This window comes from Nonomuraea fuscirosea (genome assembly GCF_035917475.1).
GTDB classification, from domain to species: domain Bacteria; phylum Actinomycetota; class Actinomycetes; order Streptosporangiales; family Streptosporangiaceae; genus Nonomuraea; species Nonomuraea fuscirosea.
Genome location: NZ_CP109074.1, coordinates 3,602,570 through 3,618,429 on the forward strand (window position 1 = coordinate 3,602,570; position 15,860 = coordinate 3,618,429).

At 70.4% G+C, this 15,860-nt stretch carries 15 protein-coding genes; 9 read left to right on the top strand and 6 right to left on the bottom strand.

The window, feature by feature from the left end:
- Positions 1 to 39 precede the first annotated feature (39 nt).
- On the top strand, positions 40 to 399 hold the full coding sequence (locus tag OIE67_RS16265; RefSeq protein ID WP_326641103.1) for a CPBP family intramembrane glutamic endopeptidase: 360 nt from the start codon (positions 40 to 42) through the stop codon (positions 397 to 399).
- Positions 400 to 666: 267 nt separating this feature from the next.
- Here the strand turns inward: OIE67_RS16265 and OIE67_RS16270 are convergent, their stop codons facing one another.
- Positions 667 to 891 carry a RidA family protein gene (locus tag OIE67_RS16270; protein WP_326641105.1) on the bottom strand — a complete coding sequence of 75 codons (225 nt, stop codon included), beginning with the start codon at positions 889 to 891 and terminating at the stop codon, positions 667 to 669.
- An 18-nt stretch (positions 892 to 909) separates the two neighbouring features.
- On the opposite strand from OIE67_RS16270, the gene OIE67_RS16275 reads away from it, so the two are divergent.
- A complete protein-coding gene (locus OIE67_RS16275) occupies positions 910 to 1,329 on the top strand; it encodes an ABC transporter permease (RefSeq protein ID WP_326641107.1) in 420 nt (139 codons plus the stop codon).
- Between the two features lie 158 nt (positions 1,330 to 1,487).
- Here OIE67_RS16275 and OIE67_RS16280 read toward each other — a convergent pair whose 3' ends face one another.
- Positions 1,488 to 2,132: a hemerythrin domain-containing protein gene (locus OIE67_RS16280; RefSeq protein ID WP_326641109.1), complete on the bottom strand. Its 645-nt coding sequence runs from the start codon at positions 2,130 to 2,132 to the stop codon at positions 1,488 to 1,490.
- A 204-nt stretch (positions 2,133 to 2,336) separates the two neighbouring features.
- The gene (locus tag OIE67_RS16285; protein ID WP_326641111.1) at positions 2,337 to 4,115 is read right to left on the bottom strand and encodes an ABC transporter substrate-binding protein; all 1,779 of its coding nucleotides are present in this window, start codon (positions 4,113 to 4,115) and stop codon (positions 2,337 to 2,339) included.
- A 76-nt stretch (positions 4,116 to 4,191) separates the two neighbouring features.
- Between OIE67_RS16285 and OIE67_RS16290 the strand changes: the two genes are divergently transcribed.
- Genes OIE67_RS16290 through OIE67_RS16305 form a run of 4 tightly spaced genes read left to right on the top strand, consistent with a single transcriptional unit; the run spans position 4,192 to position 10,508 of the window.
- Positions 4,192 to 6,195, top strand: a complete 2,004-nt coding sequence (locus tag OIE67_RS16290; protein WP_326641113.1) for a hydantoinase/oxoprolinase family protein — start codon at positions 4,192 to 4,194, stop codon at positions 6,193 to 6,195.
- Between the two features lies 1 nt (position 6,196).
- Positions 6,197 to 7,846, top strand: coding sequence for a hydantoinase B/oxoprolinase family protein (locus tag OIE67_RS16295; RefSeq protein WP_326641115.1), 1,650 nt, complete (start codon positions 6,197 to 6,199; stop codon positions 7,844 to 7,846).
- Positions 7,843 to 9,138 (top strand): MFS transporter, encoded by a 1,296-nt coding sequence (locus OIE67_RS16300; RefSeq protein WP_326641117.1) that lies wholly within the window; start codon positions 7,843 to 7,845, stop codon positions 9,136 to 9,138. Before OIE67_RS16295 ends, OIE67_RS16300 begins: the two co-directional genes overlap by 4 nt.
- Positions 9,135 to 10,508: an NAD(P)/FAD-dependent oxidoreductase gene (locus OIE67_RS16305; RefSeq protein WP_326641119.1), complete on the top strand. Its 1,374-nt coding sequence runs from the start codon at positions 9,135 to 9,137 to the stop codon at positions 10,506 to 10,508. The genes OIE67_RS16300 and OIE67_RS16305 overlap by 4 nt, the downstream gene beginning before the upstream one ends.
- Before the next feature lie 60 nt (positions 10,509 to 10,568).
- On the opposite strand, the gene OIE67_RS16310 is transcribed toward OIE67_RS16305, so the two are convergent.
- Together OIE67_RS16310 and OIE67_RS16315 are read right to left on the bottom strand one after the other, a co-directional pair.
- Positions 10,569 to 11,108, bottom strand: coding sequence for a fascin domain-containing protein (locus OIE67_RS16310; RefSeq protein ID WP_326641121.1), 540 nt, complete (start codon positions 11,106 to 11,108; stop codon positions 10,569 to 10,571).
- A gap of 161 nt (positions 11,109 to 11,269) precedes the next feature.
- Positions 11,270 to 11,791: a QcrA and Rieske domain-containing protein gene (locus tag OIE67_RS16315; protein WP_326641122.1), complete on the bottom strand. Its 522-nt coding sequence runs from the start codon at positions 11,789 to 11,791 to the stop codon at positions 11,270 to 11,272.
- A 487-nt stretch (positions 11,792 to 12,278) separates the two neighbouring features.
- Between OIE67_RS16315 and OIE67_RS16320 the strand changes: the two genes are divergently transcribed.
- From OIE67_RS16320 to OIE67_RS16330, 3 genes are all read left to right on the top strand, one after another.
- Positions 12,279 to 13,085, top strand: a complete 807-nt coding sequence (locus OIE67_RS16320) for a GNAT family N-acetyltransferase (RefSeq protein ID WP_326641124.1) — start codon at positions 12,279 to 12,281, stop codon at positions 13,083 to 13,085.
- A gap of 44 nt (positions 13,086 to 13,129) precedes the next feature.
- Positions 13,130 to 13,798, top strand: a complete 669-nt coding sequence (locus OIE67_RS16325; protein WP_326641126.1) for an IS3 family transposase — start codon at positions 13,130 to 13,132, stop codon at positions 13,796 to 13,798.
- 279 nt (positions 13,799 to 14,077) lie between these two features.
- Positions 14,078 to 14,473, top strand: a complete 396-nt coding sequence (locus OIE67_RS16330) for a hypothetical protein (RefSeq protein ID WP_326641128.1) — start codon at positions 14,078 to 14,080, stop codon at positions 14,471 to 14,473.
- A gap of 67 nt (positions 14,474 to 14,540) precedes the next feature.
- Here OIE67_RS16330 and OIE67_RS16335 read toward each other — a convergent pair whose 3' ends face one another.
- Positions 14,541 to 15,605, bottom strand: a complete 1,065-nt coding sequence (locus tag OIE67_RS16335) for a mannosyltransferase family protein (RefSeq protein ID WP_326641129.1) — start codon at positions 15,603 to 15,605, stop codon at positions 14,541 to 14,543.
- Positions 15,606 to 15,860 lie beyond the last annotated feature (255 nt).

The following is a 15,860-nucleotide window of genomic DNA, read 5'->3' on the forward strand; positions in this document are numbered from 1 at the left end:
CGGCTCGCCCGTCGTGTCGCCGTGGAGGAGCCGTGAATCATGCGTAGCGTGGCGTTCTTCGCTCTGGTGCCGGTACTGGCGATGGCGGCCGCGTTCTTCGTGAGCGCCTTGTGCGAGGAACTCGGCTGGTCCGCCTACGCCGTCGATGCACTGCGAGAACGGTGCGGCGCGCTGGGAACAACCCTCATCGTGGGCGTGGTGTGGGCCGTCTGGCACTGGCCCGCCCTGCTCCAGGCGCACCGGGCCCTGTCGTGGATCGCCTGGTGGTCACTGGCCACCGTGGCGGCTCGGGTCATCATGGCCGCGGGCGCCGTCGTCATCGCGGTCACCTGGAAGGCGGGCAGGGCGCGCCCGGACGGTCCGGCCGCAGGCGCCTGGTCACCTCAAATGAGAGAGTGACGCACGGCCACGACGCCGTCCCCTGAGCCGAGCCGGCCGCGAGACCTTGGTCCTGACCCAAGTCCTGAGAGATGGTGACGTTCGACCGGTGTCCGCGACGGCTCCAGCGGCTGCCATGGAGGCAGGTCATCTCGCAGGAACGACTGGCGCAGGCTCGCGGCGATGTGGGGCTCCCGCGTGACCCGCAGTTCTACGGCGTGCTCGACCTGGAGGCCGAGCTCGCCTCATACTGCCTGAGCACATGTTCATGGGACCCGCGCCAGGGCCTCAGACGGGCAGCTTCGTGTCGATGATGAAGCTGATCTCGATGAGCTGGTCAGGGAAGCCCAGGCCGGTGACGCCCACGATCGTGCTGACCGGGCGGTGGTCGCCGAAGTAGTCCACGTTCCCCCTCGCCGTCACCTCGAAGTTCTGCCGCAGGTTCACCACATACAGAGTCTGCGAGACGATCTGATTCCGGCTGGCACCGTAGTGGTCCAGGACCTTGTCCATGCAGGCATGGGGTCGGGCGTGCGCCTGCCGGCGTTCATGCTCGGCGCGATGATCACCTACACCGTGGGCGTCGCCTCGTACGTCAACCTCGCCGAGCGAACCGCCGGCGACCGCGAACGCGGCGTGCTCGAACGGCTCTCCGGAACCCCGCTCCCCGCCTGGGCCTACCAGGCGGGCAATCTCGTCACCGCGCTGCTGGTCACCTCGGCGACCGCCGCCGTGCTCGCCACCGTGGCCGTTCTCGGCTGCGGGGTGCGGATCGAGCCCGCCATGATCGCCGGGATGCTCGGCGCGATCGTCGCCGGGGTCGCGTGCCTCACGGTGCTCGGCGCGCTGGTGGTGGCGTTCGTCCGCAAATTCCCGCTCAAGCACCTCTCCCACAGGCTGCTCGCCGTGCTGGACCCGGCCGGCCGTGGCCGTGGGCCGACCCGGCCGTGATCGCCGCCTGGACGCTCGCCGCGGCGGCGGTGCTGGTCCTCAAGGGAGGCAGGTGGACGGCCGTCCGGCGAGCAGCGGACTGACGCGATGGTGACCAAGGTCATCGGCCTGGCCCTCGCCGACGCCGGCACCGCCACCCCGCCCGCTCTGCGGCGGCCTCATTGCCGGCCCGCACGGGGCGGGGTGGCGGTGCCGTAGAGGCGTTTGGCATGGCGAGCGTACAGGCGTGGGGCGAGCAGCGGCATGATGAGCCGGGCCGCCGGCGGCGCATGAGAGAGCACCTCCTTGACCACGTCGGGATCACCCTCGTACATGCCCATACCGAACACGAGGGGCAGGTCCTTCTTCGGGCTGTTCGACAGGCTGTGCTCACCGAGCTGGGCCCATTCCGCGGCGGTGACGACTTTCGCGGCCAGCGGAAGGATCTCCTCTTCTTCCACGGCCATGTGCTCTAGCAGCCGGTCGCGCAGCACCTCGAAGGCCTCAGCGAGACGCTCACCGTTGCGAGCCGTGGCCGTCCACGCCGGCAACAGCTTCTTCACCTCCTCAAGGGCGGCCTCGATCCCGTGGTGCTGATCCTCCACCTTCGGCACGAAGATCGAGGCCTGCGCACCACCGCGCTCCAGCAGAAGCGGCCAGAGAATGAGGTCCTCTCCCTCATGGTGCAGATGCAGGACGACACACATCAGCGCGGCATGTCTCCCCACCACCGTCGAGCGATGCGTGTCGCCCGCGGTCACCTCGCGTACGAGCTGGGGAAGGAGCCCGAACTCCCGGCGCATCATCGTGTGCACCATGAACATGTCCCGTACGTCAGCCATGGGCTGGTTCACTACGACCTCATTTCGCGGCTGTTCCCGTGGTCCTGATCAGGCACGACCGTCCCGGCAGCGGGATCGGCCCAACCTTCCCGGACAGCAAGATGCGGTGACAGGGCCGAAAGTTCGATTTCGGCTGCATGTTGTCCTCGCTGGGCCCGGTGGGCCCGCGCGGAAAGGCGCGAGAAGCTAGCCGGCGCGCATCCACGGCGGGAGGCGGAACGTCGACTCCGCGTACGGTGTCGGCGCGATGACCCGATGCCGCCCGTCCTGGATCTGGAAGACCAGATGAGCCTGCCCGAGCGAGGGATCGGGAATCTCGTCGGGAAAGGCCGCGCTGGTCTGCCCGCCCCTGTCGAGATCGTAGGCGCCGTTCACTCCCCGGTAGACCATGGTGCGCAGATTGCGGGCCACGCGCCCGAAGTCGTGCGGGCGTCCGTGCGCCGACCAGGCCAGAGCCAGCAGGTTGATCTGGTCGTAGGCCACGCTGGCCGCCGACCTGCCGGGCGCCGCTCCGTACCGCCTGGCGAAGCGCTCGGCGAACGCGCGCCCGCGGCTGTCCCCGTACCGGCCGGTGACGGTCGCCCAGACCACGCCCTCGGCCGCCTGGCCCGCGAGTTCCAGGTACTGGGGTACGGCAGGCGTGTACACCATGTAGACCAGCGTCGGCGCGGGCTCTTCCGCGAACGCGCGCTGGAACGCGGCCGCCTGCTCCGGCAGGTGGTGGGTGACCATCACCGAGCCCGGTGCGTGCTCGCGGATCGCCCGCAGCACCCGGCTCCAGTCGTCGTACGGCGGCTCCATCCGGATGAGGAAGTCGATGCTCAGCCCCGCCCGCTCGACCAGCCGGGCGGTCTCCTCGCTGAAGGTCTGGGTGTCGGGCATCGTCGTCTCCACGAACCCGACGCTGCGCCTGCGCAGCCGCATTCCGCGCAGGAAGCGCGCGAAGCCCTTGCCGTAGTTGCCGCGGGTGGGGCCGGTCTGGAAGATCCGCCCGAATCTGCCCGGTTCGTCCCGCACCCACTCGGCCTGCAGGTCGCTGGTGCCGATGTTCAGGTACGGAGCGCCGTAGTCGGCCGCGAGCTCGTAGGAGGCGCGCTCGTCGGTCAGCAGGTAGCCGCCGACGATGGCCGGCACCTGCCTGGCCGCCAGCTCCGCCAGCCCCGCGGCGGCCGAGTCCGCGTCGAGCGAGTCCACCGCGCTCACGTACGTGCGCAGCGGCCTGCCCGCGACGCCGCCGCGCGCGTTCAGCTCCTCGACGGCCAGTTCGGCGCCGCGCCGCATCTGTTCGCCGTCCTGGCTCGACGCTCCCACCAGCGGCAGCAGCAGCCCGATCTCGTAGGGCGTCGGGGATCTGCGCGGCGCGACACCGGCGGTGGCGAACCGGGGCAGCGGCCCGGGCTCACGCATCAGCCGGTCGACCGCGCCCACGGCCAGCGCCGTCAGCTCGGGGCACGGTCCGGGAACGGGCAGCCTGAGCAGCCCGTGATCCACGGCGAAGGCGGCCACGCCGCTGCGCGTGGCCTGCCCGAGCTTGGCCAGCACGCTCTCCACCTGCTTGGACACCGTGCGCGGGCTGGTGCCGAGGTACCGGGCGACCGCGGTGTTCGTCAGGCCGCCCGCCAGCAGCGTCAGCACGTCCAGCTCGCGCGGCGTCAGCCCGTACGGCGGCCTCACCTGCGCCGCCGTGACCACGACGTCGCCCGTCTCCCGGGTGACCGTCATGCAGACGTGCGACCAGACCTCACCGCTCTCGGCGGCCGGAGGGCCGGCGCCCGGCTCGATCGCGACGAACGTGACCGCGTCCCGGCCCGACCGCAGCAGTGCCGTGGCGGCCCGTGCCAGCAGCGGCCGGCCGCGCAGGTCGGGTCCGGCGTGGTCAAGGCGCTCGACCTGGCCGTCGGCGGAGACGCGCGCCATGCCCGGCGGGCACTCGGACGCCTCCTCATAGCTCGGTCGATGCGGCATCTCCATAGGGTAAATGACGTATTGCCGCAGATGGTGGTCCGTGTCACCTTTTCTCCATCCAAGAGAGAGGAACGCGATGAGACTCGGGGTGGAGTGCGGCGGCACCTTCACGGACCTGGTGTTGCTGGACGATTCCGGGCGGCTCGCGGCGACGGGGAAGGTGTTCTCCACTCCTTCCGACCCCTCGCTCGCGGTGCTGGAGGCGATCGGCGCTCTCCAGGCCGTCGATCTGCGGAGTGCGCCGCTGTTGCACGGGTCCACTGTGGCGACCAACGCCGTGCTCGAACGCAAGGGCCCGCGCCTGGGCCTCATCGTCACCCAGGGCTTCCGTGACGTGCTCGAACTGCAGCGGCACGACCGCGACGTCATGTACGACCTGCACTACCGCAAGCCGCGCCCCCTGGTGCGCCGCGAGCTGGTACGCGAAGTGCCCGAGAGACTGGACGCCGGCGGCAAGCCGCTCATCGCGCTCGACGAGCGGGCGGTACGTGACGCGGTCGCCGAGCTGGCGGCGCTCGGCGTCACCTCGATCGCGGTGTGCTTCCTGCACAGCTACCGCAACCCGGCCAACGAGCAGCGCGTACGCGAGATCGTCTCCGAGATCGCACCCGCGCTCGACGTGTCGCTGTCCAGCGAGGTCGTGGCCGAGTTCCGCGAGTACGAGCGGGCCAGCAGCACCACGGTGGACGCCTTCGTCAAGCCGACCGTCGACGGCTACCTCAGCCGCCTGGAACGTTCCCTGGCCGAGCGCGGCATGGGCGAGTTGTCGATGATGCAGTCCAACGGCGGTGTCGTGCCTGCCGCTTACGTGCGGCGACGTCCGATCCACGTCCTGCTGTCCGGCCCGGCGGCCGGCGTGGCGGGGGCGGTGGCGGTCGCCACGGCGGCCGGGATCGACGACATCGTCACCATGGACATGGGCGGCACCAGCACGGACGTCTGCCTGGTGACCGGCGGCAGGCCACAGATCACCACCGAGTCGATGATCGACAGAATCCCGGTCAAGCTGTCGATGGTGGACATCGCCACCGTGGGCGCAGGAGGCGGCAGTATCGCGGCGCTCGACCCCGGCGGCATGCTCCAGGTGGGACCGCGCAGCGCGGGAGCGGATCCGGGACCCGCCTGCTACGGCCGTGGCGGCACCGAACCGACGGTGACCGACGCGAACGTGGTGCGCGGCCTGATCCGCCCCGGCCACTTCCTCGGCGGCCGGCACACCCTGGACCGCGAGGCCGCGCTCTCCTCGCTGGGTGTCGCAGCGGCAGAGCTCGGACGGACGCCCGGCCAGCTCGCCGAGGACATCTTCCGCATCGCGAACGTCGCCATGGCCGGCGCCATCCGCCTGGTGTCCACCGAACGCGGGCACGACCCGCGCGAGCACACCCTCGTCGCCTACGGCGGCGCCGGCCCGCTGCACGCCGCGGCGGTCGCCGACGAACTCGGCATCACCACCGTGCTGGTCCCCCCGCACGCCGGCCTCATGTCCGCCTACGGCCTGCTCAGCTCCGACTTCCAGCGCCGGTTCGCGGTGACGCGGGTCGACGAGCTGGACGGGCTGGCACCCGGCGAGCTGGCCGAGGTGTTCGGCGAACTGCTCGCCGACGGCATGGCCGAACTGGCCGAGCAGGGTGTGGGCCCGGAGGGCGTGGTCGTCGAGCAGGAGCTGGACCTGCGCTACCGAGGGCAGGGATTCGAGCTCACCCTGCCGGTGCCGTCCGGCGTGAGCCCGCGGGAGGCGGCTCGGCTGTTCCACGAGACGCACGCGCAGCGCTACGGGCACAGCACTCCGGACAAAGCCGTGCAGGTAGTGACCTACCGGCTGACGTTGCGGGTGCCGCGTACCGACACGAGCCTGCCCGCCGTCGCGGTGGAACCCGGCGAGCGGCACGAGGCCCTGCCGGTCGTGATCGGCGGCGAGGAGCGCGTGTGCGCCTTCGTGTGGCGCGCCTCGTTGCCGCCCGGCTTCAGCGTCGAAGGACCGGCGGTGGTCGAGGAGGACACCTCCACCACCTACGTGCCGCCCGGCTGGGCCGCCACCGTGGACGAAGCCACCAACCTCCGGCTGACTCGAGGAGCCTGACATGCCCGTCGACCCCGTGACCCTGAACATCGTCGGCACCGCCCTGGCGGCCATTCCCCGCGAGATGGCCGCGAACCTGCGGCGCGCCGCCTTCTCCTCCGTGGTCCGTGAAGCCCGCGACTTCGCGGTGGCGCTCGTGGACCCGCGCGGGAACGTGGTCAGCCAGGCTGAGGCCATCCCCATCATGGCCGCGGGCATCTCCCACGCGATCGCCGCCGTGCTGGCCGAGATCGACCCGGCCACCCTCACCGACGACGACGCGATCCTCTACAACGACCCCTTCCGCGGCGGCCAGCACCTGCAGGACATCTACCTGTTCACCCCGATCTTCCACCAGGGCAGGCTGGCCGGGTTCGGCGCCAGCGTCGCCCATCACGTGGACATCGGCGGCGGCGAACCCGGCCTGACCGTCAACGCCAAGGAGATCTTCCAGGAGGGGCTGCGCCTGCCCGGCCGGCCGTTCTCCGTCTCACGCGACTGGCACGGCGGCTTCGTCGAGCAGCTCTTCCGCCTCAACGTCCGCGTCCCCGACCTGGTCGTCGGCGACCTCAACGCGCAGTTCGCGGCGAGCAACGTGGCCGCGGAACGGTTGCGGGAGCTGGTCACCAGGCACGGCTTCGAGCTGACCGCCGCGGTGATGGACGAACTGCAGAACTACGCCGAGCGACGGCTACGCGACTCCATCGCCGAGATCCCCGACGGCGACTACACCGCCGAGGAGATCATCGACGCCTCCACCTGGGGCGGCGACCGGCACCACGTCAGAGTCGCGGTGCGGGTGCGCGGCTCGGACCTGGAGGTCGACTTCACCGGAACAGACCCGCAGGTCCCCGCGAACGTCAACTGCCCGTTCGCCTCCACGGTCTCCTCCGTGCAGAGCGCGATCAGGGGCCTGCTGCGCGACAAGGACATCCCCTTCAACGAGGGCTGCAACCGGCCCATCACGGTCACCGCCCCGTACGGGTCCATTCTCAACCCGGCCGCGCCCGCCGCGGTGCGCGCCAGGCTCACCCCGGCCAGCCGCGCCTTCGACGCCGTCATCAGGGCGCTCGCGGAGGCCCTGCCCGATCGGGTCGTCGCCACCGGCTACGACACCACGAGCGCGGCGGCGCTCAGTTACCTCGATCCCGACAACCATGAGTACGCGGTCGTCATGGAGGTACTCGGCGGCGGGTGGGGCGCGGGCCCGGCCGGTGACGGGGCCGACGGCCTCGACAATCCCATCTCCAACTGCTCCAGCGCTCCCGTCGAAGCACTGGAGATCGACTACTCACACTTCCGGGTGACGGAGTTCGCGCTGCTGCCCGGCTCCGGCGGGGACGGCCGCACGCGCGGGGGGCTCGGCTTCGTCCGCACGTACGAGGCCACCAGGGACGGCGTGACCTTCTCCGCCTACTCCGATCGCCACCGCTACGGCGCCCGCGGCCTGTTCGGCGGCGAGGAGGGCGCGACCGGCGGCCTGGAGGTCACCCGGTCCGACGGAACCGTGCAGCGGCTGTCCCACATCGACGCGGTGACCCTCGCCGCGGGCGAGCGGGTCAGCCTGCGCACCGGGGGCGGCGGGGGCTACGGCTCACCCGCCGAACGTCCGCACGCACACCGCGAGGCCGACCTGCGCGACGGCCTGACCACGAAGGAGACCCCCCGATGACCACCTCCCCGCAGATGCGCAGGGTGGCGCTCGCCTCGGCGCTCGGCACCAGCATCGAATGGTACGACTTCTTCATCTACACGACGGCCTCCGCCCTGGTCTTCAACCAGCTGTTCTTCCCCACCCTGTCGCCCGTCGCGGGCGTGCTGTCGGCGTTCGCCACCTACGCCGTCGGCTACATCGCCAGGCCGCTCGGCGCCGTCGTGTTCGGCCACTTCGGCGATCGGATCGGGCGCAAGAAGTCGCTGGTCTGGACGCTGCTCATGATGGGCATCGCCACCTTCCTGGTCGGCCTCGTGCCCACGCACGCGAGCATCGGCAACCTCGCTCCGCTGCTCCTGGTCGTGCTGCGCTTCGTCCAGGGCATGGCTGTCGGCGGCGAGTGGGGCGGCGCGGCGCTGCTCTCCGTCGAGCACGCACCGCGGGAGCGGCGCACGTTCTTTGGGGCGTTCGCACAGATCGGCTCACCGGTCGGACTGCTCCTCGCCACCAGCATGTTCGCGGTGCTGAACGGCACCCTGAGCGCCGAGCAGTTCGCGGCGTGGGGCTGGCGGCTGCCGTTCCTGATCTCCATCGTGCTGGTCGTGGTGGGCTTCGTGGTACGGATGAAGGTCGCCGAGACGCCGGACTTCGAGCATTCCGCCCCGCGTTCCGACGTCCTGCCGATCGTGCAGTGCCTGCGGACGTCCTGGCGGCAGATCGTGGTGGGCCTCGGCATCTTCGTCGGCGGTTTCGCCGCCTACTACGTGCTCACCACGTTCATGCTCGCCTACACCACGACCCAGCTCGGGTTGTCCAGGTCGACCGCGCTGGCGGGACAGATCGTGGCCGCGGTGGTGGAGGCGGCGCTGATGTTCGTCTTCGCCTCGATGGGCGACAGGTACGGCAAGGGCAAGGTCATCGCCTGGGGCGCGGTCGCCGGGCTGCTGTGGGCGGTGCCGCCGTTCTGGTTGTTCGGCACCGGCAGCGCCCTGTGGCTGTGCGTCGGGGTCGGGGTCGGGCTCGTCGGCGTGACCGCCACCTACTCCGTGGGAGCGGCGTACGTGGCCCAGCTTTTCGCGCCGCGCGTGCGGTACACGGGAATGTCCCTGTCGTACCAGCTCGCCGGAGCGATCGGAGGCGGGCTGGTGCCGCTGTTCTCGACGGCGTCGCTGGGGTGGAGCGGCGGTCACTACTGGCCGGTCGCCCTCGTCACCGCGGTGTTCTACGCGTTCACCCTCATCTGCCTGCGCATCGGACGTGCGCGCGAGCAGGCCGCCGCGATGCCTGCCGCGCAGGCGGCGGCGCTGTGACGGTGAACGGCGAGGTCTCCTACTGGTACCGCGAGATCGGCCTGCCCGCCAGACGCCCGCCGCTCGAACGCTCCCTCGAAGCCGACGTGTGCATCGTCGGCGGCGGCTACACGGGCCTGTGGACCGCCTACTACCTGAAGCAGGCCGATCCCGGCCTCAGGATCGTCGTGCTGGAACGCGTGTTCGCCGGTTACGGGGCGTCCGGGCGCAACGGCGGCTGGATCACCGCGGCCCTGGCCGGCTCGCGTCGCCGCTTCGCCGCCACGCACGGCCGTCAGGGCGTCATCGACCTGCAACAGGCCATGAACGCCAGCGTGGACGAGATCATCGCGGTCGCCGCGGCCGAGGGCATCGAGGCCGACATCGTCAAGGACGGCCTGCTCCGTGTGGCGCACGCCCCCGCCCACCTTCCCCGGTTGCGCGCCCAGGTCGCCGCCGCCCGCGAGTGGGCGGACGACGTGACGCTCCTCGACGCCGAGCAGACGGTCGCCAGGATCGGGGTCGCGGGCGCGCTCGGAGCCTCCTTCACTCCTCATTGCGCACGTGTCCAGCCCGCCAAGCTGGTGCAGGGGCTCTCCCACGCCGTCGAGCGGCTCGGCGTGCGGATCCACGAGTCCACGCCGGTGACGGACATCGCGCCGCACCAGGCGGTCACGCCATACGGGACGGTGCGGGCGGCGTACGTGATCAGGGCGACCGAGGGATTCACCGCCGGCCTGCCCGGCGAGCGGCGCACGTGGCTGCCGATGAACTCCTCGCTGATCGTCACCGAGCCGCTCGGCGACCGGGTGTGGGAACGGATCGGCTGGCGCGGGGCGGAACTGCTCGGCGACATGTCCCACGCCTACATCTACGCCCAGCGCACCGCGGACGGCAGGATCGCGATCGGGGGGCGCGGCCGGCCCTACCGGTTCGGGTCGCGGACGGACCACGACGGGCGCACCCACGCCTCCACCGTGCGGCAGTTGCGCGAGGCGCTCGTCCGCCTGTTCCCCGCCGTGGCCAGGGCGGAGATCGCGCACGCCTGGTCAGGGGTGCTCGGGGTGCCGCGCGACTGGTGCTCCACCGCGGGGCTGGATCTCCGGACCGGGCTGGGCTGGGCGGGCGGCTACGTCGGCCACGGGGTGGCGACGACGAACCTGGCCGGTCGCACGCTGCGCGACCTCGTCCTGGGACGGCGGAGTGAGCTGACCGGCCTGCCCTGGGTAGGCCGGTCGGTCAGGAAGTGGGAGCCGGAACCGCTGCGCTGGCTCGGGGTGCAGGGCATGTACGCCGCCTACCGGGAGGCGGACAGGCAGGAGACGACGGGCGGCCGCGTCACCACCGCGCCGATCGCCCGGCTGGCCGACCGGGTGGCCGGCCGCGAGTGACCCCTTTCCTTTCGCCGGGACAGGACGTCAGCCGCCTTGCCCCGGCGAAAGGGCCGGTTCTCAGTCCATCTGGTCCTGGTGCTCGATGCCGAACTTCGCGTCGGACACGATCGACGTCGAAGTCGCGCGGAGCACGGTGGAGTCCGTGACGGAAACGTACTTGTTGTTCTCCAGCGACTTGATGGTGCAGTAGGAGTTGGTCCGGCACACGACGTCGAACTTCTCCCAGGGGCCGACGGCGGTCGCGCGTGCGCGGAGCATGCTCTTCTTGGAGCCCGTGTAGTCCACTTCGACGCTCACGTAACGTGACGAGGCCAACGAGCGGATGGTGTCGTACTTGCTGCCCAGGCAGATCTCGAACTGCTCCCAATCACCCTCTTTGGCGGTGGCCGTCCGGGCGAGAAGCGCGCCGTAGCCGGCGCCCTCCCAGTCGAGTTCGGCGCTGACCAGACGGTTGTTCGCCCAGGCGCCGATCCAGCCGTTGAAACAGCCGATGGGCGCGGCGGCGGTGGCGGCGCTCGCCGCGGGCACCGCGGTCAGCGCGATCGCTCCGGCCGCCACGGTCATGCCGATCGTGCGGGAGATACGTGCGAGGTTCATGCTTCCTGCTTTCTGTGATGGCGCGCCGCTTTCCGCGGCGGCTGATGGCAGAGCTCTGCAGGCGCCCCGTCCACCGAGGGCGTCGAGAGTCGGTTTCGACTGGTCACTCTGCGTGATCGACTGAGGTCGCGGGAGGCCGACCGTGGTGCGGTTCGATGTGTTCAGACCAGCGAGATGGTGTCGCCGTCGACCTTGATCGCCACCTCGGGCAGCGGCTTGGTCGCCGGACCGCCCATGACCTTGCCGTCCAGCCAGAACATGCTGCCGTGACACGGACAGTTGATCATGCCGGAGGAGACGTCGCTCACCGTGCACCCCTGGTGGGTGCAGACGGCGCTGAAGGCCCGGAACTCGCCGGCGGACGGCTGGACGACGACGACCTTCTGGTCCGGGAAGACCTTGCCGCCCTCCTTGGGAATGTCCGTGGTCTTGGCCAGGACGGTACCCGCCCGCGTGGCGGGGGGCGTGCCGGTGCCGCCGGCGGCGGGCGCGGAGGCCCGCGCGCCGGAGGAGCCGATGCCGGCGCTGGTCTGGCCGCTGCCGGCGCAGGCGGCCAGGACGGTCATCAGACCGGCGCCCCCCACACCCACGATGGCGGCGCGGCGGGACGAGCCTGCCGCGCTCCGGTCCTCCGGCTGAGCATCGGTCATGACGCGGTGCGCCGGGCACCCCTGATCAGACATCGTGCACATGCGTTCGCCCTTCGGATGTTTCCCGCGCCGTCGATCGCGGCACACGCCGAAGCCGCGTGCCGTGACAGCAGGGGAATGTCAGATAGTCGTTTCGGCCCTCGCGGGGCAGCGCTCAGAAGGCGGCCTCTGAGCGGGACCTGAAGGAGGTTGCCGGAGTCCCGGTGAGGATGACCATGTACTTTTCCACACGTCCCGGGACTTCCCGGGGGAACTTATCACCTGCTCTCCGTGCGGTCGAACATGGTGAAATCTCGCGGCGGAAAGCCCGCAGATTGATCGAGCGGAAATCGAACTTTCCGCTTGATCAGCGCATCTTGTCTGCGTCAGATCCCTCGGCGGCCCGCACCCGCGGCGCCGGAAAAGGGATGTCACGCGGGGACCAGCAGGAAAGAACATGTGGCACGCAGAACAGACTGCTCTCGCCGAAGGCGTCGAGGCGGAGTTCATGTATCGATATGAGTCGAGCGCTCCGTCGCAGGTGCGCGCCGAACTCGGCATCGCGACGACCCATATCGGCGGAGGCGTCGCCCTGGCGATGCGCAACGACCCGACGGGTTACTGGAACAAGGCGCTCGGGTTCGGCTTCGACGAACCCGTCACCGGGGAGCTCCTCGATCGTGTCCTGGACTTCTACCAGGACGAAGGCAGCAAGATGGCGGTCATCCAGGTCGCCCCCGCCGTCCTGCCGCGGGACTGGGACGACCTCCGCGCCCGGCACGGTTTGCGGCCGGAAGGGAAGATCGTGAAGCTGTGGTGTCCGATCGACTTCTTCACCGCCGGTGTGCGGACCGCCCTGCGCGTCGAACCCGTCGGCTTCGACGACCTCCGGGAATGGGCGTCCGTCGTGCTTCGTGGCTTCGGCATGCCGGAGCAGGGGATGGGCGAGATGATCGCGGCCGCGGCGGCACATCCCGACTTCCGCCCTTTCGCCGCCTGGGACGGTGACCGGATGGTGGCCGGCGCGAACCTGTTCCTGCACGGCAAGGTCGGCTCATTGAACACGGGTGCGACCCTCCCCGGCTACCGCAACCGCGGGGCGCAGTCAGCCCTGCTGGCGGCACGCGCCCAGGAGGCCGTGAAGGCGGGCTGCCGCTGGCTCGTCGCCGAGACGGGCCAACCCGCGGAAGGCGGCTCGAACTCGTCGTTGAACAACATGCTCAGGGCGGGGATGCGGCCGCTCTACACGCGGGAGAACTGGGTCTGGCGATCTGACGGCGCCGATCGCCTGGTCCGATCGCCAAGCCGGGCGGAGCAGGGCCGCATCGGCGTCGAGGCGTTCGGCTGAACCGGCTGAGCAGCCGGCTCGTTCACCAGGAAAGGACGTCGTCCGTGCCCCCTGCGCACTCTCCCGACCTTCGCCGCCGCGCGATCGAGCTCGCGCGGCGAGGCGACAGACCGCTCGTTCAGCTCGCCAAAGATCTGGGCATCAGCCGCTCGTGCCTGCATGCGTGGCTGAAACAGGACGACGCCGACGCCAGATCCGGCGCCGGTGACCAACTGTCCACCGCGACCAGGAAGAAGCTCGCCGACCTTCGCCGGCGCACCAGGCAGTTGCAGACGGAGAACGATGTCCTCAAGCGGGCCGTCCATCTCGCCTTACGGAAGTGTTCTCCCAAGGTGCTCTATTCGCTGATCCGCGAGCTCGCCGACGGCCATGTTCCGGTCGCGGTGGCCTGCCGGCTCCTCCATGTGTCGACCTCGGGGTACTACGACTGGCTCGGGCGTCCCGAGCCGGCGCGTGCCCTGCGTAACAAAGAGCTCACCAAGATGATCCGGCAGATACATGCCGATTCCAACGGCTGCTACGGCTCGCCGCGCGTCTACGCCAGGCTGCGGGTCGACCTGGGGGAAGAGGTCAACCGCAAGCGCGTCGCACGGCTCATGCGTGAAGCCGGGCTGCAGGGTGCGCGGGGCCGGGAGAGGCGTCGGCAGGACGCCGTCCAGGATCGTGCGGACGGAGCCGCACAAAACCGCGCTGACACTCCCGATCGGCGCTGACCGGCCGGCCCTGGCCCGGACGCGATACCCGAACCGGCCTGGCGGTCGCCGGGCCGCGTGACGGTCAAGACGCTTACGTCATCGATCTTCGAAGGAGAAACCTTGCCGGCTCGCAGATGGATCGCCGCAGCGGTGTTACCCCTGACGCTGACGTCCTGTTCGGTGCCCGGGAGAGGCGCCGATCCATCCGTGATCGCTCCTCATCTCATCTCGCCACCCGTGCCCCGCCGTGCATCGCCGCCACCACGGCGGAGTCCGGGCTCCGCCAGTCACCGGTCGGTGACGGCCCCCCAGCTGCCGGCGAGGGTCACGTTGAAGGCGGCTGTCGCGCACACCGCCGAATTCGGGGTGCTGGCGCTCAGACGCCGGGGCGACCTGCTCGATCTGGTGTTGTCGATCACGCCGCACTCCGAACAGGACGGGCGCGTCTCGGTGGAGACGTTCATCGGCGACGGTCCCTCGGCCATCAGTCTCCTGGACGATGCCGGGCGCAAGCGCTACCTGACCGTCCCGGACTCGGCGAACCGGCCACACCGGACGCAGGATCCGCCTCTTGAGGTGGGCGAGACCGGCGTGCGTACGTACACGTTCCCCGCTCCCGGACCTGAGGTCACCGCGATGGACGTCACCATCGGTGACGCGCCGCCCCTTCGCGACGTGCCCGTGACGCCCTGACGCGGTCGACCGGCCGGCGGCCCGCACGACATATCGACGTCCCTACCGCTGTCGTCCACCAGCGGGGTCAGCCGGCCCAGCGTCCGTTGAGGAAGAGGCTGGCGTGGAACAGCATGAGCGGTCCGAGGATCAGGGCGTACAAGGCCATCACCCACGGTCGCCTGGTCGCGACCCTGGCCACCAGCAGCCAGAGCGGGAAGCAGAGCAGCAGAGAACGCGGGACCGACAGGTAGTACGAGGAGACGAGGAGAGCCGTGGCCTGCGCCCCCGCGTACACGGCCTCACTCCACCTGCGCAGCACGAGCAGCAGGACCGTCACGCACACCGACACCACCGCGCCGACGATCTCCATCCTGAACCCCACGGAGAAGTCGCCGTGCCCCATGGCCTCGCGCCAGGACGTCGCCCACGCCTCCCACGGCCAGGTGAAGCGGCGTCCCCAACCGGCCTCCTGCGCGTGCATCCAGGCCAGCCAGTCACTCAGCCTGCTGTACTGGTAGGCCGAGTACGCCCCCAGCGGCACCAGCGGCAGCACCAGCCACCCCGTCTTCCGCAGCGGTTCCTTGCGCACACAGAACTCCACGACGAGGGCCGCTGCCAGGAACAATCCGGTGATGCGCACGCATGAGGCTCCCGCGGCCAGCATCGCCGCCTGTGGCCAGCGGCCATGCCTGGCGGCCAGCCAGGCGGGGATCGCGAAGGCGAGGAAGAGCGACTCGCTGTAGCCCGCCGTCAGGAACACCGCCGTCGGGAAGAGCAGCAGCGCCACCACCGCCATCCATCCCGAGGCGCCTTCGGCCTCGGCCAGCCGGGCCAGTGCCACCACCGCCACCGCCCCGGCCACCAGCGAGATCAGCAAACCTGCTGCCGTCCAGTCGGGAACCACGAGGTGGACCAGCCGCATCAGGAGCGGCAGCCCGGGGAAGAACGCGGGCAGCCCGGGATCGTGCGGCTTGGCGGGATCACCGTCGTAACCGTGCTCGGCGATCGTGGCGAACAACACGACGTCCCACTGGCGCCACCTGCCGAGATAGTCGGCGAGTGCCACCCCGAGCAGCGTGGTCACCATGATCCCCGCGTGCAGGCCGAACCAGATCAGCAGCGCGTCCAGCCGTCCGGAACGAGTGATCATGAAAGTGCGGAGGTCGGTGTGCGCCGGCCGCGAGCACCCTCTAAGGCTCGACCACCGTATTGTGGCGCGCCGCACGTGTTGTTCCGCTGTTCATATCTGTGCACTGCCATCCTTCTTTTCTGGCGGTCGCAAGGGGAGATTCATCCGCGAAGACAGCGGTCATGGCGACAACGGGCGCGTTGCAGAACGCATGTCCCGCCGCGCTGTTCGGGACGGGAGGATTCGGCGCTGTCAGGCAGCCGTCCATGAAAGCCG